23 protein-coding genes and 1 other annotated feature are annotated in these 20,780 nt (G+C 35.4%); all 23 genes read left to right on the top strand.

All coding sequences use genetic code 11. The features are described 5' to 3' along the window. Window positions 1-39 precede the first annotated feature (39 nt). The 23 genes from ACTQ5K_RS22210 to pheA all read left to right on the top strand — a co-directional run bounded on the left by ACTQ5K_RS22210 (window position 40) and on the right by pheA (window position 20,256). The gene (locus tag ACTQ5K_RS22210; protein WP_441994302.1) at window positions 40-513 is read left to right on the top strand and encodes a competence type IV pilus major pilin ComGC; all 474 of its coding nucleotides are present in this window, start codon (window positions 40-42) and stop codon (window positions 511-513) included. Window positions 514-530: 17 nt separating this feature from the next. Further along, window positions 531-1,277: a prepilin peptidase gene (locus tag ACTQ5K_RS22205; protein ID WP_031537090.1), complete on the top strand. Its 747-nt coding sequence runs from the start codon at window positions 531-533 to the stop codon at window positions 1,275-1,277. Between the two features lie 11 nt (window positions 1,278-1,288). Further along, window positions 1,289-2,275 (top strand): type IV pilus biogenesis protein PilM, encoded by a 987-nt coding sequence (gene pilM, locus ACTQ5K_RS22200; protein WP_251627444.1) that lies wholly within the window; start codon window positions 1,289-1,291, stop codon window positions 2,273-2,275. After that, entirely contained in the window at window positions 2,276-2,905 is a 630-nt protein-coding gene (locus tag ACTQ5K_RS22195) for a hypothetical protein (RefSeq protein ID WP_031537092.1), read from the top strand. Continuing rightward, window positions 2,902-3,648: a hypothetical protein gene (locus ACTQ5K_RS22190; RefSeq protein ID WP_251627446.1), complete on the top strand. Its 747-nt coding sequence runs from the start codon at window positions 2,902-2,904 to the stop codon at window positions 3,646-3,648. The genes ACTQ5K_RS22195 and ACTQ5K_RS22190 overlap by 4 nt, the downstream gene beginning before the upstream one ends. Before the next feature lie 118 nt (window positions 3,649-3,766). Then, window positions 3,767-4,864: a hypothetical protein gene (locus tag ACTQ5K_RS22185; protein WP_441994300.1), complete on the top strand. Its 1,098-nt coding sequence runs from the start codon at window positions 3,767-3,769 to the stop codon at window positions 4,862-4,864. A gap of 301 nt (window positions 4,865-5,165) precedes the next feature. Beyond that, the gene (locus tag ACTQ5K_RS22180) at window positions 5,166-5,744 is read left to right on the top strand and encodes a Maf family protein (protein WP_031537095.1); all 579 of its coding nucleotides are present in this window, start codon (window positions 5,166-5,168) and stop codon (window positions 5,742-5,744) included. A gap of 70 nt (window positions 5,745-5,814) precedes the next feature. Continuing rightward, complete coding sequence (gene radC / locus ACTQ5K_RS22175; protein WP_031537096.1) at window positions 5,815-6,489, top strand: RadC family protein; 675 nt, start codon at window positions 5,815-5,817, stop codon at window positions 6,487-6,489. A 169-nt stretch (window positions 6,490-6,658) separates the two neighbouring features. After that, a complete protein-coding gene (locus tag ACTQ5K_RS22170) occupies window positions 6,659-7,681 on the top strand; it encodes a rod shape-determining protein (protein ID WP_031537097.1) in 1,023 nt (340 codons plus the stop codon). 21 nt (window positions 7,682-7,702) lie between these two features. Beyond that, window positions 7,703-8,590 carry a rod shape-determining protein MreC gene (gene mreC / locus ACTQ5K_RS22165; RefSeq protein WP_031537098.1) on the top strand — a complete coding sequence of 296 codons (888 nt, stop codon included), beginning with the start codon at window positions 7,703-7,705 and terminating at the stop codon, window positions 8,588-8,590. After that, on the top strand, window positions 8,587-9,102 hold the full coding sequence (mreD, locus tag ACTQ5K_RS22160) for a rod shape-determining protein MreD (RefSeq protein ID WP_441994299.1): 516 nt from the start codon (window positions 8,587-8,589) through the stop codon (window positions 9,100-9,102). The genes mreC and mreD overlap by 4 nt, the downstream gene beginning before the upstream one ends. 747 nt (window positions 9,103-9,849) lie before the next feature. Next, on the top strand, window positions 9,850-10,527 hold the full coding sequence (gene minC / locus ACTQ5K_RS22155; protein ID WP_031537100.1) for a septum site-determining protein MinC: 678 nt from the start codon (window positions 9,850-9,852) through the stop codon (window positions 10,525-10,527). Window position 10,528: 1 nt separating this feature from the next. Further along, window positions 10,529-11,332: a septum site-determining protein MinD gene (gene minD, locus ACTQ5K_RS22150; protein ID WP_349204810.1), complete on the top strand. Its 804-nt coding sequence runs from the start codon at window positions 10,529-10,531 to the stop codon at window positions 11,330-11,332. Between the two features lie 366 nt (window positions 11,333-11,698). Further along, complete coding sequence (locus ACTQ5K_RS22145) at window positions 11,699-12,469, top strand: M23 family metallopeptidase (protein ID WP_031537102.1); 771 nt, start codon at window positions 11,699-11,701, stop codon at window positions 12,467-12,469. Continuing rightward, the gene (locus ACTQ5K_RS22140; protein ID WP_031537103.1) at window positions 12,462-13,328 is read left to right on the top strand and encodes a M50 family metallopeptidase; all 867 of its coding nucleotides are present in this window, start codon (window positions 12,462-12,464) and stop codon (window positions 13,326-13,328) included. The genes ACTQ5K_RS22145 and ACTQ5K_RS22140 overlap by 8 nt, the downstream gene beginning before the upstream one ends. Window positions 13,329-13,495: 167 nt before the next feature. After that, complete coding sequence (locus tag ACTQ5K_RS22135) at window positions 13,496-14,932, top strand: Rne/Rng family ribonuclease (RefSeq protein ID WP_441994297.1); 1,437 nt, start codon at window positions 13,496-13,498, stop codon at window positions 14,930-14,932. Between the two features lie 79 nt (window positions 14,933-15,011). Next, window positions 15,012-15,092, top strand: a sequence feature (ribosomal protein L21 leader region). Between the two features lie 15 nt (window positions 15,093-15,107). Next, on the top strand, window positions 15,108-15,416 hold the full coding sequence (gene rplU / locus ACTQ5K_RS22130; protein ID WP_016201698.1) for a 50S ribosomal protein L21: 309 nt from the start codon (window positions 15,108-15,110) through the stop codon (window positions 15,414-15,416). A 12-nt stretch (window positions 15,417-15,428) separates the two neighbouring features. After that, window positions 15,429-15,761 (top strand): ribosomal-processing cysteine protease Prp, encoded by a 333-nt coding sequence (locus ACTQ5K_RS22125; protein WP_031540640.1) that lies wholly within the window; start codon window positions 15,429-15,431, stop codon window positions 15,759-15,761. A gap of 17 nt (window positions 15,762-15,778) precedes the next feature. Next, on the top strand, window positions 15,779-16,069 hold the full coding sequence (rpmA, locus tag ACTQ5K_RS22120; protein WP_016201696.1) for a 50S ribosomal protein L27: 291 nt from the start codon (window positions 15,779-15,781) through the stop codon (window positions 16,067-16,069). Between the two features lie 501 nt (window positions 16,070-16,570). Beyond that, window positions 16,571-17,122, top strand: coding sequence for a Spo0B C-terminal domain-containing protein (locus ACTQ5K_RS22115; RefSeq protein WP_031540639.1), 552 nt, complete (start codon window positions 16,571-16,573; stop codon window positions 17,120-17,122). A gap of 214 nt (window positions 17,123-17,336) precedes the next feature. Then, entirely contained in the window at window positions 17,337-18,626 is a 1,290-nt protein-coding gene (obgE, locus tag ACTQ5K_RS22110; protein ID WP_235247733.1) for a GTPase ObgE, read from the top strand. 201 nt (window positions 18,627-18,827) lie between these two features. Next, window positions 18,828-19,283 carry an ACT domain-containing protein gene (locus tag ACTQ5K_RS22105; RefSeq protein ID WP_284561806.1) on the top strand — a complete coding sequence of 152 codons (456 nt, stop codon included), beginning with the start codon at window positions 18,828-18,830 and terminating at the stop codon, window positions 19,281-19,283. A gap of 118 nt (window positions 19,284-19,401) precedes the next feature. Then, window positions 19,402-20,256, top strand: a complete 855-nt coding sequence (pheA, locus tag ACTQ5K_RS22100) for a prephenate dehydratase (protein ID WP_349204816.1) — start codon at window positions 19,402-19,404, stop codon at window positions 20,254-20,256. Window positions 20,257-20,780 lie beyond the last annotated feature (524 nt).

The raw sequence follows: 20,780 nt of genomic DNA, 5'->3' as shown, positions 1-20,780 counted from the left end.
ACTTAGAATAGTAAAAAAGTACTAGGGAGGCAATAAAAAATGAAAAAAATAATAAATCGTATAAAAAATCAAAAAGGTTTAACGTTAATTGAGCTATTAGCAGTTGTCGTTATTCTTGGAATTATTGCAGCAATCGCTGTTCCGAGTGTTGGGAAAATAATCGACAACACAAAGAAAGATGCTCATGTGGCAAACGCACAGCAAATGATTAATTCTGCTAAATTGGCTGTATCGGCTGATACTGGGTTGTTGCCGAGTTCGGGTTCGAAGATTATCACCATGGCTTATTTAGAGGAACAGGGTTATTTAGATGTAGTGAAAGATCCAGATGGTGGAGAATATGAGAAAGGCACTTCTGAAACTGATGATACTGGTTCTTATGTGTTAATTACAAAAGAAAATGATGGTAAATATAGTTATAAGGCTAAATTAGTTGGTAGTGAGAGAAGTATTCCAGAAACAGCAGAGGCGGATTTAGCTAGGGATAAAGTAACGGATAACACAAGTTCATAAGGTAGAAGGGGAAAATAATGCTATTCCTAATCTTCCTATATGGACTCCTATTCGGCTCCTTCTTTAACGTAGTCGGTCTAAGAGTCCCTGTCAATCAGTCGATTGTTGCTCCGCGGTCAGCCTGTCCAAAATGTGGACATACTTTAAGCTGGTATGAATTAATACCTGTATTATCTTATATTTTTCAAAAGGGGAAATGCGGTCAGTGTAAGACAGCAATTTCCCCAATTTACCCGATTGTCGAATTGATAACCGGTCTTTTGTTTATTTTGGCACCTGTTAAATTAGGATGGTCAACTGAACTTTTTGTTGCCTGGACACTTATCTCCTTGCTTATGATTATATTGGTGTCCGATCTTGCTTATATGATCATTCCAGATAAGGTATTGATTGTATTTTCCATCCTCCTTATTATAGAAAAAATATTCATTCCCCAAAATTCTTGGGCTTTCTCTATTTCAGGGGCAGCTGTTGGCTTTTTCTTATTGTTATTCCTTGCCGTTATTAGTAAAGGTGGCATGGGCGGCGGAGATATCAAACTGTTTGCAGTCATTGGCTTTGTCCTTGGTCCGAAATTAGTTTTACTAGCTTTTTTCCTTGCTTCCTTATTTGGTGCTTTAATTGGTATAATTGGAATGTTATTAAAGCAATTTAAGAAGAGGGAGCCAATTCCGTTTGGTCCATATATTGTTTTAGGCACGCTTATCGCCTATTTTTATGGATTGGAGTTACTAGATTTTTACTTTCAACTTCTTAACATATAAGGAGATATCATATGGGGTTGTTTCGAAACAAAAGAACTGTCCAGCTCATTTTTAATGATCATTCCATTCGATATATGGAAATGAAACAAATTAATCCTCCTCAACCAATCAAATGGGGGGAAAGGATTTTGGCAGAAGGTATCATTAGAAATGGAAAAGTGGTCAATAAAGAAAGCTTGCAGTTAATTTTAGAAGAATGTGCGGAGACTTGGAAAATAAAGAAAAGGGACATTCAGATGGTCGTTCCTGATGCGCTAATTATTATTCGGAAAATATCCATTCCAGCAGATATAAAAGAAGATGAATTAAAAGAGTATTTATACTTAGAAATTGGCACATCCATCCATCTCCCATTTGAAGAGCCGGTCTTTGATACGGTTGTTCTAAAAGAAGAAGACGAAAAAAAGGAAGTTTTATTCATTGCTGCACAAGCAGAATTAGTTCAGGAATATGTGGATGCTCTAACAGAAGCAAAGCTATATCCAGTTGCTGCAGATATTTCCTCGTTAGCAGCCTTCCGTATATATGAACGACTTTATACAGCTGCCAAAGAGGAGAGACTGTTATTTGTACATATGGATTTAGAAAATGTGAATATAACTATTTTTGAACATGGATATCCGATTTTTGCCCACTTTTTGCCGCTTACCTTTATACGCGAGGATTGGGAAATTCGAGTAAATCGGTCACAGCAATCAGAGCTTTTCTTTCAAGGAGATATCGAGGAGCTCATGATTGAATACGATAATATTTTTCGAGAAGTAAACCGATTAATGGATTTTTATCGTTATTCTATTCATCAAGGAAGAGAACAATTGATGAAAATTATTTTGACGGGTGATCACCCTATGCTACCATCCATGAAAGAAGAATTATCTACTCGTTTTGAGCTGCCTATTATTATGCCAGAAGTAGATAGCCTATTAACTGGATTTAAGCGATCTTTGCCAAGTGGCTTTCACCTTGTTTTAGGATTAGCTTTAAAAGAGGTGAAATAGATGTTAGTGGATATCAATTTACTCCCAAAAAGAGAAAAAAGAAGTAAAAAATCCGTTTATATTCTTTTTATTTTTGCTGGGGTGGCACTGCTTAGTATAATTGTGATGCTGTTTATTGGCCAATCCATTCAGAAAAAGAATGATGAATTGGCAAAACAAGTAAATACAATGAAGGAACAAGTGGAATCATCTCAAACGCTGCTTACTACCTATGAAAATTCAAATGCTGCAGCAGAATTAGAAAAAGCAGTCATTTGGGCAGAGGACTATCCTTTAAAAACCGTTCCAGTAATAAGAGAGTTAACTTCCTACCTACCAGAGCGGGGGTTTATTCTATCTTTTCTTTATAATGAAGATGGAACAATTCAATTAGAGGCTCAATTTGATACAACTAGAGAAGCTGCCTATTATTTAAAGAGATTAATGGATTCAGCGTGGATTACTGATGTTACACTCTCTAAACTATCAACAACGACCATTACTACTTCTGTTGATGAAGGAGCTCTTTCTACAGAGCAAGATGTACAAAGATACATTGGTTCTTTTCAAATCTTCCTAAATAAAGAAACGATTAAAGAGGAGGAGCAAATGGATCAGCAAGAAAAGGAACAAGGAGATTCTAATTCATGAACCTTGATAGGCATAGATTGTTTACCATAAGTAGTATGCTGATTATATTCTGTTTTTTAGCAGGAATGTATTTCTTTTATTTACAGCCTAAGATTGTTGAAAATAATAAAAAAAATGATCAGATTGAGACAGAGCAACAGCTATTATCAGTGATAGAAACAAATATTCAAGAGAAGAAAGAATCTGGAGAAAAAAATACATTTGAATTGCAAAAAAGTGTTCCGATAAAACCGCTAACAGATCAACTGTTAATCGATATCGAAAAAGCAGAGCTACTTTCAGAAACGACGATACAGAATATGGTATTTAGTGATGGTGAGGTAGAAGTTGATTCTACGGATAATACCGGGATATTACAAGAACAATTTGATAAAAGCACAAGCCTAGAAACCGAGGAAGAGACGCAAGAGGAGAATTCCGAGGAAACGGAGCTTTTATCTATAGAAATGCCTTCTGGGATGAAAGAGATGACTGCTACTCTTGAAATACAAGCACAGGATTACTTTGGATTGGAAAAGTTTATATCTGAAATGGAGAATAATGAGCGGATTGTATTAGTAAGAAATATAAACTTCTCTGGTGAAGAAGAAAAAACGACTGTTTCAGATGAAGAAAATCAGTTAGTAACATTTTATGTTACTTTTTCCGTCTTCTATATGCCGGAACTAGTAGATTTACAAGAAAGCTTGCCTAAACTAGATGTTCCGTCACCTGGCAATAAAATAAATCCTTTTGCTAACTAATGGCGAATAATTAAATAATTTGACGAAATCATTCTATAACAAGACGACAAAAGTCTTGTTATTTTTTTTTGCTTATATGATAGGATAAACAAAATAAATGAAAATGGGGGTAGGACGAGTGAATGAAAAACCGGAGAATCGCAAAACGATAACGATAAAAATCAACGGAAAAGACCGTCCATTCCAAAAAAAGGATACAGATGAAACAATGGAACGGAATGAACCTTCTGTTTTTCATAAGGACCAAAATAATAAAAAAAAGGAAGATACTGTTTTTAGCGAAGAGTCTGCAGCTGGACAAGAAGCAGAGCTAGAAGAAAGCTTTGATTGGATTCTTCCTGCACCAGAGGAAATGCCAGCAAAAAATAAAGAGAAAAGCATGTTTAGCTTTCAATCACCTTTGAGTAAAAAGGACAAGCCAACATCTTTTTCAAAGAGTGTTAAAAGTAAAGAAGGCAAAAAAAAGAGTTTGCCTAAGGAGATTGTAGCTTCTATTTTCTTTGCCGTCTTTTTTGCGGTCATATTAGGGACTAGCTTTGGGTTTATTTTATTAAACATGGTAAGTAGTGATCAGACTAGCACGACAAATGGGAATATAACTGCTTCAGCCAATATTTCTCAAAATAATGATGGACAAGCCTCTTCTGCTACGGAAAGTGCTACAAAAGCAGATATTAGCACATATGTCCTTCAAGCAAATGTTTTTTCTAATGAAGAGCGAGCAAAAAATGATCAAAAAAAATTAACAGAGGAAGGGACAGTTAGCCAAATTATTCCTTTAGAAGAAAAACAGTTCCTTCTGTTAGGGGTTACGAGTAATTTAGAAGATGCGAAAATCTGGCAAAAGGAAGTAGAAGGATCCTATGCAAAAGAGATGATTTTTAATGGGAAAGAAGTAAATAATGTCTCTAAGGAAGAGAAAGCTGTTATTGAAGGGTCGTCAGCTATTTATTATTCTGTTCTCCAAATCGTAACAAGTGCTCAATTTGATAAAGCAATTTCTGAGGATGATAGAAGTAAGTTGGAGGAGGAGCTTGCGATAGTGGATGAGAAGAATGTCTCTGCTATTACAAATGAAAAAATTCAAACCATGGCAACACACCTAGCGAAGGGTGGCGAGCTTGCAATGAATTTAACAACAAATAGTAGTCAAAAAGAAATAGAGGCAGTTCAACAGCAATTGTTAGATTACTTAGCCACATATGTCGCGTTATGATTTTTTCAGTAGAATATTAGTAGGGAGCGAAAAACGTTATTAACGAAGCGCTCCTTTTTTGTTTTTTCAAGAGGAGAATGCTTATTAGATGTACTATCAATGGTAGAGAACAAAGTAATAGTATAGCAATTAAAACAGCATTTATTATATCAAAATAATTATGGGAATATTTCTACAAATTTCGGCATATTACATTTCATTTACTATTCGATAAAAAATTACGTTTCAAAATTGTGTATCCTGTCATTCTTTGATAGGATTAATTTGTATCTCTCAATTTGAAAAGTAGGTAGGTGTAATAATGTTAAAGCAAACCCTCATATTGGCCTCTTCTTCTCCTCGACGAAAAGAGCTCCTTGAAGAACTCCAAATACCAATTGTTATATCCAGTAGTAACGTAGATGAAAGCTTTGATCCTACTCTTGCCCCAGAAGAAATTGTTATGTATTTAGCGAGAAAAAAAGTCGAAGCAGTTTATTCTAATGACAAAGAATCATTTATACTAGGTGCCGATACGGTAGTATGTCTAGATGGTGTCATATTAGGAAAGCCTCGTACAAGGGAAGAAGCATCTCAAATGCTGAGTCAGCTTTCAGGAAAAACGCATTCTGTATATACTGGTGTCGCTATTATGGCAAATGGAATATGCTCTACATTCTATGAAAAAACGGACGTGTTATTTTGGGAATTAATAGATGAAGAAATACACGATTACTTAGACACCGGGGAACCATTTGATAAAGCAGGTGCGTATGGAATTCAAGGAGTAGGCAGAATACTAGTGAAAGAAATTAAAGGAGATTATTTCACCGTAGTTGGTCTTCCGATTTCTCGAACAGTACGCGAATTAAAAGCAAAAGGCTTCAGTATGCCTCATTAAAATCAATGGTCCCTTATTCTATTCTTCCCAAAATCGACAGACAAGGGAGGAACAAATAAAAATGGATTCTATGTTAATAAGAGATTTTCCAGATGATGAACGACCGAGAGAACGTTTTATCAAACAGGGACCAGAGAGCTTGGCTAATCATGAATTAATCGCTTTATTGATTCAAACAGGTTCCAAAAACGAATCTGTTCTAACATTAGCGAATAAGCTTTTAATCCATTTTGATGGACTTCGTTTACTGAAGGATGCAAGTCTTGATGAGTTAAAAGCGATAAAAGGGATTGGTACAGCAAAAGCTATACAACTGATGGCAGCGATCGAGTTAGGTAGACGTGTTTCCAATTTAGAATTCACAGATAGATATTGTATTCGTTCTCCAGAAGATGCTGCCAAATATATGATGAATGAAATGAGATTTTTAACGCAAGAACATTTCGTTTGTTTATATTTAAACACTAAAAACCAAGTAATGCATAAGCAAGTTGTTTTTATTGGAAGTTTAAATGCGAGTATTGTCCATCCCCGGGAAGTATATAAGGAAGCATTTAGAAGATCTGCAGCATCGATTATCTGTCTTCATAATCATCCCTCTGGTGATCCTTCGCCAAGCAGAGAAGATATTGAAGTTACAAAAAGGTTAGTCGAATGCGGGAAAATTATTGGAATTGATTTGCTAGATCATATCATAATTGGGGAAAATAAATTTATCAGCTTAAAAGAAAAAGGCTACGTATGATGCTGTTCTTTTTTGAAGATATAAGCTATAATATATTTTATGATTTTTTGGCTATTTCTGTCTAATCATGACAAAATATAGATATGTAACAATTAGAAGATAATTACAAAGAGGAGAATATCTACCTACTTTATAATATTGCATTAGTTTCAGAAAGGGAGATACATTTATGTTAGGTTTTGGAACAAGAGATCTTGGAATTGATTTAGGAACAGCGAACACGCTAGTTTATGTAAAAGGAAAAGGAATTGTAGTAAGAGAGCCTTCTGTAGTTGCACTACAAACAGATACAAAGAGTATTGTAGCAGTTGGTAACGATGCGAAGAATATGATCGGTAGAACGCCAGGGAATGTTGTTGCATTACGTCCTATGAAAGATGGGGTAATTGCTGATTATGAAACAACTGCAACAATGATGAAATATTATATTAAGCAAGCGATTAAAAATAAGGGCTATTTCTCAGGCAAACCTTATGTAATGGTTTGTGTACCCTCAGGAATTACAGCCGTTGAAGAGAGAGCTGTAATCGATGCAACACGTCAAGCGGGAGCAAGAGATGCTTATACAATTGAAGAGCCATTTGCTGCTGCAATTGGGGCGAATCTTCCAGTATGGGAGCCAACAGGAAGCATGGTAGTGGATATCGGTGGTGGTACAACAGAAGTAGCCATTATTTCTCTTGGTGGTATTGTTACTAGCCAATCGATTCGAATTGCTGGTGATGAAATGGATGATGCGATCGTTAATTATATTCGTAAAACGTATAACTTAATGATTGGGGAAAGAACTTCTGAAAGCATTAAAATGGAAATTGGAAGTGCTGGAAATCCGGACCAAATTGAAAACATGGATATTCGTGGTAGAGATTTATTAACAGGACTACCAAAAACAATCAAAATTACTGCAGATGAAATTGCTAAAGCATTAAAAGATACAGTCACTGCGATTGTAGATGCAGTGAAAGTAACATTAGAAAAAACACCGCCAGAATTAGCAGCAGATATCATGGATCGCGGAATTGTTTTAACAGGTGGTGGAGCATTGCTTCGAAATCTTGATAAAATTATCAGTGAAGAAACGAGTATGCCTGTTGTCATAGCAGAAGATCCATTGGATTGTGTTGCCATCGGAACTGGTAAAGCTTTAGACCATATTCATTTATTCAAAAATAAAGCAAAAGATTCACGATAATTTTACTCGAGGTGTATAAGCATGCCACAGTTTTTTATGAATAAACGCCTGATTATTTTGCTTGTTAGCATCATTATTCTCGTGGCATTAATAGGGTTTTCTTTGAGTGACCGAAATAAATTAACCTGGCCGGAGCAATTTGTAAAAGATACAACCGGCTGGGTTCAAACCCTTGTTTCCAGACCTGCCCATTTTGTGGTGGGTTTTGTTGATAATGTCAAAGCATTAAAGGATACATACGAAGAGAATAAGGAATTAAAGGCGAAGCTAGAGGAAAATGCTCAGCTTAAATACCAGGTTCAAGGTCTCAAAAAAGATGTCCAAGCATTGCAAGAAACATTAGAAGAAAAAGAATCATTAAGCGATTATACCCTAATGAAAGCAACGGTAATTCGCAGAAATCCATCGCAATGGACGGAGCTAGTTACCATTAATCGTGGGGAAAATGATGGCGTAGAGAAAAATATGGCTGTTATTACTTCTGCTGGATTAATAGGGAAAATAAAATCAGTCGCTCCAAATACTGCTACTGTGCAACTATTGAGCTCTGAAGATCCGGCTAATCGAATCTCAGCTTTTATTCAGCCAAAAGATGAAGAAGAGAATAAAGATAAAACAGATGTTTTTGGCATTATTGCGGATTATGATAAAGAGACGAAGCAATTGATTATGACATGGGAAGAAGTCCCGAACGGATTAAAAGTGGAAAAAGGACAGCTTGTTACGACATCAGGAATGGGTGGAGTCTTTCCGAAAGACTTAGCAATTGGAACAGTAGAAAAAGTAGAGCCTGATGAAAATGGTCTGCAGAAAAAAGTGTTCATTAAACCAGCAGCGGATTTCTATGATATTGAGCATGTAATGGTAGTAGATAGGGAAGCTTTATCCCCTGAAGAGGATGAACAATGAGAAAAGTTTTAATTGGTTGCTTAATCTCATTTATGTTTATATTAGAGAGTGTTTTTCTGGAATTATTACCGACAGACCTTTTTGGAGGGAATTTGATATTCGTTCCGTATTTTCTCCTCATTACCATTCTATTCTTTTCTGTTTATGGAAATAGAAATATTGGTGTGATCTATGGTTTTGTTTTTGGATTACTTTTTGATATTGTTTATACAGAAATTTTAGGTATCTATTTTTTTGCTTTCCCTTTTATCATCTATATTTTTAATAAATTGATGAAAATTTTTCATAGCAATATTGTGGTTGTTTCCGTGATGTGCTTGCTTGCTGTCTCGGCGCTAGAAATAATTGTTTATCAAGTGATAAAAGTTATAAATCTTACAACAATAGATTTTGCGAACTTCCTTCATTTAAGACTTTTTCCCTCTCTTGGGCTGAATCTTATTTTTATCGTAATTGTCGCATATCCATATAAACGTTTATTCGAGAAGTATGCAGCAGAGCTAAAAGAATGATATAGTTAGAAGTGAAATAAATTTCAGGTTGGACATTTCGTGTCTCGATCTGAAATTTATTTGATTGAAGAACTGTCTTCCACTTTAAGGTTAAAAAAGAGTTTAGCTTATCTTTAGTCTATTCGGTGTTTAGCACAAGCAGACAACCCTTTAAGTCTTCCTTTTTTAGGATTGCACGTCAACAAATGCTACCGATCTTTCCTGTTTCTTCATCATATTTGAGAAAAGGCGCTTACATATTATGAATTTTTGAGAAATATATTTTGCTTGAAAAGGAATTTTAAAAACGTTTGTCGAATGATATTAAATAGGAATTAGAAACCATTGAATAGAGCTCTAAAGTCCTTAACAATTAATGTTATGTATGGATTTGGGTAAGACGCTTGTTAAAAGGGCAAGAAGTAAGGGGAAAATATTTTTGTATGTTAAAACGCATTTATGAAAAGAGTAAATGCTCTAGCTAAAGTGTCAACCATCTATCAAATGAAAAGGTGAGCTTGAATATGTGTGCACCATATTTATTCAGGTTTGATAACACTACATTATTTGATTAGGATGATTGCGCTTTTTTATGCAAAGTGAGATTTATAAGTATTACGATATCGAGCATTTGCGTCCATTTGCCTAATGTGGTTAAAACTATATCCTGTTTGTACAATAGCATAAACAGAAGTATTTTATGTATTTTAGTGGTTACGGGATGAAAGGAGACGCTTACGCTTTTCTTACAGAGGTGAACAACTTGATATGAAAAAAAGGCAGCTAGTAACAATTAAAGGAACGAAGAATGGACTGGGCCTACATCTGAATGATAATTGTTCATATGAAGAGTTATTAAGAGAACTCCAGTTTAAATTAAATGAAAGCTCGAGTCTGCATAATGAAAAACGAGATATAAAAGTGACAGTAGAGCTTGGAAATAGATATGTAACAGATGAACAAAAAGAAGAAATTGTTCATTTAATTCAGGAAAAACAAAATCTATCCGTTCAATCTATTAATAGTAATTTAGTTACAAAGAAAGAAGCGGAAACTTGGCTAAGACAAAATGAAGTGAAATCGATTACCAGTATTGTGCGGTCAGGTCAAATTCTAGAAGTTCCTGGTGATTTATTGCTAATCGGAGATGTAAATCCAGGTGGGAAAGTTATTGCTGGGGGCAATATCTATATCATGGGCCAGTTAAAAGGAATAGCTCATGCTGGATATAATGGAAATGATGATGCGGTCATCGCTGCTTCTATTATGAAACCGACGCAAATTCGCATTAGCCATTTTATCGAGAGAGAGGTAAAGGATGCTTCTTCTGAAAATACGAGAGAAATGGAATGTGCATATGTGAATAATAGTGTAATTAAGATAGATAGATTACAAGTATTACCACATTTAAGACCAAATTTGGTGAAATTGGAAGGAGGATATTAAGATGGGAGAGGCAATTGTTATAACATCAGGTAAAGGTGGAGTTGGAAAGACGACCACTTCTGCAAACATTGGAACAGCACTTGCATTACAAGGAAAAAAAGTCTGTTTAGTAGATACAGATATTGGCTTACGAAATCTTGATGTCGTAATGGGATTAGAAAATCGAATCATTTATGATTTAGTAGATGTGGTAGAAGAAAGATGTAAAATTCATCAAGCACTTGTTAAAGATAAAAGATTTGATGATTTGTTATATTTATTACCTGCTGCACAAACGAGTGATAAAACAGCTGTTCGACCAAATCAAATGAGAGAGTTAGTTCTTCGCCTAAAGCAGGATTATGATTATGTCATCATTGATTGCCCTGCAGGAATTGAACAAGGATATCAAAATGCAGTGGCTGGTGCGGATAAAGCTATCGTGGTTACTACTCCTGAAGTATCCTCTGTACGAGATGCAGATAGGGTAATTGGATTACTAGAAAAAGAAGAACAAATGGAACCACCAATGCTTGTTATTAATAGAATTAGAAATCATATGGTGAAAAATGGGGACATGCTAGATATTGATGAAGTAACAAGCCATCTGTCCATTGATCTATTAGGTATTGTTGCAGATGACGATGCTGTCATCAGAGCTTCTAACAATGGGGAGCCAATCGCTTTAAACCCAAATAGTAAATCTGCCATTGCTTATCGCAATATTGCAAGAAGAATTTTAGGAGAAACGGTTCCCTTGCAACACTTGGAAGATGAATCAAAAGGTGTCTTTGCAAAGATTAAGACATTCTTTGGTGCTAGATAGGAAAGTTAGGTTAGTCGATTTTTTGCTGGCATACGTACATAAAATAGGACGTATTAGAAGTAAGCAAAGATTACGGAGAATAAAGCTCTTATCTATTTTAATTGGATAATGAAGGAAGATTTAATCTTATAGCCCTTAGACTATATGCTCTGTTTTTAAATTAGCCCTGTAAAGCCGTAGATATTGGTTCGGAAGAATCATTCTACAGCTTTACAGGGCTTTTTGTACCCTTCCTATTTACTTTAAGATTAGGAGGATTAGTTCCTTATCTTTTCGTAATGCATACACCCTGATTAAAGGCATACTTTGTTTCATCGTTACATAAATATAGGATTAAAAGGACAAGTATGTAGGGGAGAGGAGTAAATGGGGTCAAGAAACGATGATGTTAGAAAAAAAATTGAAAAAAGAAGAAAAGAACGGGCGAGGATAGAAAAAAATATCGATAGTCGAGTGTTATGGTCAGATGAAGAGGAGAGCCAAGACTACCTTTTTACAAGTAAAGAGGAAAATTATCCAACAAAGATACATCCATTATTTCGGAAAGATTTATTCATGTTAAAAATCCTAGGAGCAGCCGTTCTTTTTCTTGCTGTTGCAATCATTGTAGATCATCCATCTGCAAAACTTGCGAAAGTAGAGAATTCGCTTAAACAGGTGATGTCGCAGGAATTTAACTTTATGGTTGTAACAGATTGGTATGAAGATAAATTTGGAAAACCATTAGCATTTCTACCAGAGCAAAAAGAACAGGTACAAGATACAGAGCAATTACAGCAATATGCATTATCTGCATCTGGTAAAGTATTAGAGGAATTTGAGCAAAATGGACAAAGAATCGCAATAGAAACAGGAACAGATACAACGGTGCAATCTTTTAATGAAGGACAAATAACCTTTATAGGAGAGAAAGAAGGGTTTGGGAAAACAGTTGTCATTAAGCATAGTGACCAAAGTGAATCATGGTATGGAAACTTAGAAGAAGTGGATGTAAAGTTATACGAAAATATTAACAAAGGAACAAAAGTAGGAAGTGCCTCAAGGTATGAAGGAGATGAAGCACTAGGTTTATTCTTTTTTGCAATAAAGAAAAATGATGATTTTATCGATCCTTTACAGGTGATCGAAATTGAATAGGTTCCTTGGTGTTTTTAAGTGCCTCCATATTCATCCACTATTATGGGTTGTCATTGCTATCGGTGTAATGACTGCCCATTTTTATGAATTATGCTTATTGTTTATGATCATCCTTATCCATGAATTAGGTCATGCATTTGCTGCTGCTTTTTTTTCATGGAGAATAAAGAGAATATCTTTATTGCCATTTGGAGGAGTGGCGGAAATGGATGAACATGGAAATCGACCATTGCTAGAGGAGGCAATTGTCATTATTTCTGGACCTATCCAGCATATTTGGCTAGTAGGGCTAGGCTTTCTTTTATGGCAAGGAGAGATTCTTACTGATTCCTTATATCAAACATTCACCCAATATAATATCATGATATTTTTCTTTAATTTACTTCCCATCTGGCCGCTTGATGGCGGTAAGCTAATGTTTCTTTTATTTTCCTTAAAAAATTCCTTTCCTAAGTCGCATAAATGGACGCTTTATTTTTCCATTTTCGGGGTTTTTATCTTTCTAATAACAGTCCTAATTAAGATGCCAACAAATATAAATGCTTGGATTATCATAAGTTTCTTACTTTTTTCTATTTTTTATGAATGGAAACAAAGAAGATTCTTATTTATGCGATTTTTACTCGAACGTTACTATGGAAAAACAAATGAATTTCGAAAATTACTGCCGTTAGAAGTTCAGGAAGAGGATCATCTGTTGGACGTTTTAGAACGATTTCACAGAGGGTGTAAGCATCCGATTATTGTAAAGGCAAAGAGTGGGGATAATACGATGCTGGATGAAAATGAGCTATTATACGTCTATTTTAAAGAAAAGAATGTGACTGCTAGGGTAAAGGATATAATCGCTGTTTTATAGGTATACATAAAAAAGAATGTTTATAGATGTTTCTGTTCTAATAACTGTGTTTAGTTAAACGAAATTTGAGCGGAAAGGAAGTTAGCATCATTAAATAGATGTATGAGTTTACTAAAACATTTCATCTAAGCTAAAATAGTAAGATAACCATAAAAAGAGGATGTATGATGTTGAACCAAGTAATCGTCAATATGAGAACAAGAGAAAATAGATTTGCTTATCTGATAAATGGAAAGATAGAGAAAATTTATGTCCAGCAGCCCCAATATAAAACGACTGTTGGCAATATTTATTTAGGACAAGTGACAAAGGTGATTCCAGGGATGAATGCAGCATTTGTTGAAATTGGAGAAGGAAAAGGTGCGTATTTACCGAGAGAAAAAATGATTTCCTTTGTTCGAGATGAGGGAACTTTAGAAGAGAAAAAAAAGAAGAGTGTATCCTCTTATATTAAACAAGGGGAACGAGTACTAGTTCAAGTAATAAAAGATGCTGCAGGACCCAAAGGAGCAAAAATAACGGGCATTATTGAGATATCTGGTGATAATCTAGTATATATGCCTTATGGCCGATATGTTGCTGTATCTAAAAAAGTAAACTCCAAAGCTGCTCAAGCAAATTTGAGAAGCTTTGGAGATACCATCAAGTCAGAGAAGGAAGGGCTGATTTTTCGTACTTCAGCAGCAAATTGTTCGGAAGCGGACCTAATAGAGGAACTGGAAATTTTACGTCGGCAATATTGCGACTTGGAAAAGAAAGCTATGCAGAAAAGAGTCATGCTTTTACAGGAGACTAATGAGTTTAACAAACAGCTACTCTATCTGTTTAAACAAATGAAAGAGGGAGAAGTGATAGTCGATAGGTTAGAAGAGAGGAAGCATTGGCAAGAATTATTTCCCCATTTAATATTTTCCTTCCATCAAGGAAACGAGGATATTTTCACACATTATCAGCTTGATACCGAAATAGAGAAAGCATTAAAAAGAGTTGTTTGGCTAAGCAATGGTGCATATTTGATTATTGATCAGGCAGAGGCAGCGACGATTATAGATGTAAATACAGGCAAATATGAAGGAAAGCATCAGCTAGAACAAACCGTTTTTCAGACAAATATGCTTGCTGCAAAAGAAGTAGCAAGACAAATTGCCCTAAGAGATATTTCTGGGATTATTTTAATTGATTTTATAGACATGAGAAAAACGGAAGAAAAGCAGATTATGGATAGTATGCTTAAGGAATTAAAAAGGGATAATAGGCAATCAAGAGTAGTAGGATTTACAGAGCTTGGGATATTACAATTAACGCGAAAAAAGACCATGAAATCTTTATCTGAAACGGTACAGAGCAAGTGTATGACTTGTGAAGGTACAGGCGTTGTAAAGAGTGCTGAAAGTATGGCATTTCAACTAGAAAGAGAGCTCTGGGAATATCGAAATAAAGATATAGCTCTTGTAGAGATACAAGCAACGGAAGAAGTGACTAAGATATTTAGTGGTGAAGGAAATGTTCATAAAAAGCGGCTAGAAGAAGCATTAGGTATTACAATTAAGATAGAAGCAGCTCCATTTCCAAAGCCAGACTACTTTATCCGAATGGTTAAATGAATACTCAACAGGGATTAATTAGAATATGATTGACAGTATCATGTAAACATGTTAGTATTTTAATGTTGTTTGTAGCACCCGTGCTCTACAACCGCGCATAGCAGGTAATGAAGCTTTTGCTTTAGCAAAACGCCTGTCATTGGCGAGTCTTAGTCTATTAAGGAGGTGCAGTTTAATGTACGCAATTATTGAAACAGGCGGAAAACAAATCAAAGTTGAAGAAGGTCAAGCTATCTACATCGAGAAATTAAACGGTGAAGCTGGTGACACGGTTACTTTTGATAAAGTCCTTTTCGTTGGCGGAGAAAATGTAAAAGTAGGAAGCCCAGTTGTTGAAGGAGCTACTGTTACAGCTAAAGTTGAAAAACAAGGCCGTCAAAAGAAAATCATCGTTTTCAAATACAAAGCGAAGAAAAATTATCATAAAAAGCAAGGTCATCGTCAACCTTACACTAAAGTTGTTATCGAAAAGATTAACGCTTAAGGTTGAATTTGTATGATTGAAGTAACGATTGACAAATCAAACGATGGTCTCATTCATTCGTTTACCATTAGCGGTCATGCCCTTTTTGCAAATAGTGGGAATGATATAGTATGTGCAGGAGTATCGGCTGTTTCATTTGGAAGCATTAATGCCGTTATTTCCCTTACTGGTATTACACCTATTATTAAGCAAGGAAAAGATGGAGGTTTTATCTCTTGTACAATTCCTGAGAATATTCCGGAAGAAACAAGAGAAAAAATTCAACTTCTTTTAGAAGGAATGGTTGTTTCATTAGAAACAATTGAAAGAGACTATGGAAAATACGTAACTATCACTTATAATTAAATAGGAGGTGGAACGAAATGTTAAGATTAGATCTTCAGTTTTTTGCATCTAAAAAAGGGGTAGGTTCTACTAAAAACGGACGTGACTCCATTTCTAAACGTTTAGGAGCTAAACGTGCAGATGGTCAATTAGTAACTGGTGGAAGCATTCTTTACCGTCAACGCGGTACAAAAATCTATCCAGGAGTAAACGTTGGTCGTGGTGGCGATGATACACTATTCGCAAAAGTTGACGGAATCGTTAAGTTTGAGCGTCTTGGTCGTGATCGCAAACAAGTTAGCGTATACCCAGTAGCACAAGAAGCATAAGTTAATGATTAGATAGGCTGGCTCGTATAGGGTCAGCCTATCTGTTTGTTAAGGGATTGATTTCTTGAACTAAAATGAATGTTGATACAAGAGATAAGTTGTGGAGGATTTCAACACTTAGACAAAAAGCAGGAGGGGCTTTTTGTCTAAGTGTTGAAAAATAGAGAGAGGAATCAATTGCTTTTTCGTATGCTAACAAAGGATAAAGTTTGGCTCTTATGTATAGTTTGTTGTTACCACAGCCTTAATACACTTCGTTTTCAACATTTCTTTATCAAATTAATTCAAAATAGCTCTCTTTATAATTACTGTTTAGAGTTTTTATATATCTAGGAGTTGTATGCTTCTTCCTATTCCCATCGATTAAAAACTTTAAAATCAGTCGAATGTTAATCGTCAAGGCTTAGCGAGTTATCGTTTTTGTTCATAGATGATTCATTTTTTGTTATACTTACTAAAAGCAGTCTTCTAAGACTTAATAACCTTTTTAGGAGTACAAGAATGAATAAAGACTGGAATACGATAGATTTTTTAAGACATGTTCGCCATGATTGGCTAAATAAAATTCAATTAATTAAAGGGAATTTGGATTTAAATAAACCAGAGCGAGTAAAAGAAATAATAAATGAGATTATTACAGAGACAAAACAAGAAGCTAAGTTATCTAATCTTAATATACCGCAATTTGCTACAAAGTTATTAATAGCAAACTGGGAAAATTATTATTTTAGGTTGGAATATGAAGTGTTGGCAGAAGAAAAATGTCAATTAACAGAAGACGAAACGCTTACTCCATGGATAACCTTGTTTTTTCAGACATTAAATCAGCATAGTAAACCTTTTGCAGACAATCACTTATTCATTTCCATTCATTCCATGGTGGAAGGGCTTCGGTTGTATGTTGATTTTAACGGCCAACTATTAAATGCAGAGTCAATAATTCCATTTCTTCAACAACCGTTTTCCAAACAATTGGCGGTGGAAAATATAGAAATTAGTGATAAAGAGCTGGTATTTGAAGTCTGGATGATTAGAGAGAAAACAGGTAAATAATAAGAAGAACTCGTTGACTAAAATCAATTAGATTCGGTCAAATTACTTAAAAGAAAAATTGTGAGTTATAGAAAAATAGTAGCTGTAAATGCCTGTAAGTTCGAAAATAGGATATCCTAAAGCTTTACAAGTAAAATAAATCATAAGATATTCTCATGTTCTATACTAAACATGCAAGCTGCATATGTTTTTCTTAATAGGAGGAAATGAATTTATGTTTGTGGATCAGGTTAAGATTTATGTGAAGGGCGGAGACGGCGGAAATGGAATGGTGGCCTTTCGCCGAGAAAAATTTGTCCCTAAAGGTGGACCTGCTGGTGGAGATGGCGGTAAAGGAGCAAATGTAGTATTTGAAGTGGAAGAAGGTTTACGGACATTAATGGATTTCCGCTATCAACGTCATTTTAAGGCACCGCGTGGCGAGCATGGAATGTCTAAAAATCAGCATGGGCGTAATTCTAAGGATATGATTGTAAAGGTTCCACCTGGTACAATCGTATCAGATGCAAATACGAAAGAAGTGATCGCTGATTTAACAGAACATGGGCAACAAGCAATTATTGCACGAGGCGGTCGTGGGGGAAGAGGGAACTCCCGCTTTGCAAGCCCATCTAACCCAGCTCCTGAATTATCGGAAAATGGCGAGCCAGGTCAAGAAAGAGATATTATACTGGAGTTAAAAGTATTAGCAGATGTTGGTTTAGTCGGTTTTCCTAGTGTAGGTAAATCTACATTACTTTCCGTGGTATCTGCAGCCAAACCGAAAATTGCAGATTATCATTTTACAACGATTGCGCCTAATTTAGGAATGGTGGAAACAGAAGATAACAGAAGCTTTGTAATGGCAGATTTGCCAGGACTGATTGAAGGAGCACACTCTGGTGTTGGATTAGGCCATCAATTCCTTCGTCATATTGAACGGACAAGAGTTATTGTCCATGTCATTGATATGGCTGCTACAGAAGGCAGGGATCCATATGAAGACTATGTTACAATTAATAACGAGCTTCAAGAATACAATTTGCGTTTATTAGAAAGACCGCAAATTATTGTTGCCAATAAAATGGATATGCCAGATGCAGAAGAAAACTTACAAGCGTTTAGAGAGAAACTGCAAGATGACTATCCGATATTCCCTATTTCAGCGATAACAAGATCTGGTTTACGTGAACTCCTTTTTGCTATTGCTGATAAATTAGAGAATACATCAGAATTCCCATTAGAAGAAGTGGAAGAAGAAGCAGGGATTCACCGTGTTGTGTACAAGCATGAAGTCGATGAGAGACAATTCTATATTACAAGAGATCCAGATGGAAGCTTTGTCCTATCTGGTGAAGGAATTGAAAAACTCTTTAAGATGACAGATTTCTCCCGTGATGAGTCTGTTCGTAGATTCTCTCGCCAAATGCGCGGAATGGGTATTGATGAAGCATTGCGTCAACGTGGTGCAAAAGATGGCGATACAGTAAAATTAATGGAGTATGAATTTGAATTTATCGATTAATAAATCGAAATTAGCCTAAGAACATTAAAAGTGGTAATAGAAGATCTTCCCTTTCGTCGAATGGATTAGACGGGAGGGGAGTTTTTCTACAGAAAAGACGAATGAATATATTTAAAATAGCTTTTTTAATAATGGATAAAAATTGAAATTTATATTAATCATACATAATGAAGTTTCCGTTATGCCTTGAGGGGTGAGCAGATGAAACATAGTAAATTGGATCAGAAATTTTTTTTAGTAAGAGAAGATGTACTTTCTGAAGCGATGCGAAAAACCTTGGATGCGAAAGAACTATTGGAAAGAGGAAAAGCAGAATCAGTACATGAAGCTGTAAAGCAAGTCGATTTAAGCCGAAGTGCATTTTATAAATATCGAGATACAATTTTTCCTTTTCACACAATCGTGAAGGAGAAGTTAATAACATTATTCTTTTATATTGAAGATCGATCGGGAACTTTATCCAAGCTATTAAGTGTGGTTGCTTCTGGAGGATGTAATGTACTTACGATTCATCAAACGATTCCGCTTCAAGGAAGAGCAAATGTGACATTATCTCTAAATACAGCAGAAATGGAGATTTCTATTGATTTGTTGCTAGAGCGTTTGCGTATGCTTGAATTTGTCGAAAAGGTTGATGTATTAAGCTCCGGAGGCTAAATACTTCTAAAATGGTTAGAATAGCTTTAGCGTTCTTGTAGGAAGAAGGCTTATTTAAGTCTTTCTTCTTCTATAGTAGATAAATTCAGAATAAATAATTTTTTTGGAGGAGAAATAGGTGAAAGTAGGTTACTTAGGCCCAAAAGCAACATTTACAAATATGGCGGTAAATCAGCAATTTCCTGGTGTTGAATCAATCCCATTTCTTACGATTCCAAATTGCTTTGATGCTGTTATGGAAGACAAAGTGGATGTTGCTTTAGTACCGGTTGAGAATACATTAGAAGGTTCTGTCAATATCACCCTAGATTATTTAATTCATGAAGTATCTTTACCTATCTGCGGAGAAGTGACCGTTCCGATTAAACAACATTTAATGATTCATCCCCTTCGTAAAGATAAATGGAGAGAAATTGATGTTGTTTATAGTCATTCCCATGCAATTGCTCAATGTCATAAATTTTTACATACAGAATTTAACGGGATTGTTTGTGAGTATATGACCTCAACAGCAGCAGCAGCTCAGTTTGTTAAGGAGAACTCAAATATAAATGGTGCAGCAATAGGAAATTCGCTAACAGCTGAAGAATATGGGCTTGAAATAGTGAGACATCATATTCATGATTCCAATAACAATCATACAAGGTTTTTAATTCTTTCAAAGAACCCTCTAAGCTATACGGCACCTTCAAGTAATTTGGCAGGTTATAAAACGAGTTTAATGGTCACTTTGCCATCTGATCGTTCTGGTGCCTTACATCAAGTATTATCCGCTTTTGCTTGGAGAAAATTGAACTTGGTGAAAATTGAATCGAGACCAACTAAAACCGGCTTAGGAAATTATTTCTTTCTTATTGATTTAGATAGAAAAATGGACGATGTTCTAATACCTGGAGCGATCGCAGAACTGGAAGCAATCGGTTGTGAAGTAAAGATACTTGGAAGTTATCCCTTTTATAATTTAGAGAAATAAAATTAATCTATTGAAGGCTTTGAGTATAAAAGGAGAAGGGCTAAAAAAAGAGGCTGGGACAAAACTAAATAGCCAATCTGTAAAGACGAACAATCTCTAATTTAGCTCTTAAATAAAGACTATTTTTTCATATTAGTTATTTATGGTTATAAATATATTCAAGTGTAAAAAACAATTCGTTCCATTGCGCTACGGACACTTCCTTTTCGCGGGGAGGAAGCCTGAGCCTCCTGTGGGATTAGCGAGACAGTCTGAGACCCTGCAGGCGGAAGCAGACCGCGGCTCGGCGCTCGCTCCATGGAAAGCAAGCTGTCGCCTCGGAAAACAAATGAAATACCCGAATTTAAAAGTCGGCCACCAACAATTATGATTATATTGCAGTTTTTCAGTGGTCTCAAGCGAAGTATATTCAGGGATTGAGTCAAGTTTTTGTGGGAGTTTTTTATAGCTCCCTTTTTATAAAGTAAAACTTCTAATTTTGTATCCGTTTTCTAAATGTTTTCTTTTATCAAAATTTCGTTTTT

The organism is Niallia sp. Sow4_A1, from assembly GCF_052116745.1.
GTDB classification, from domain to species: domain Bacteria; phylum Bacillota; class Bacilli; order Bacillales; family Cytobacillaceae; genus Niallia; species Niallia hominis.
Note: the sequence above shows the minus strand (reverse complement) of the source record. Positions and strands in the feature narration are given on the sequence as shown.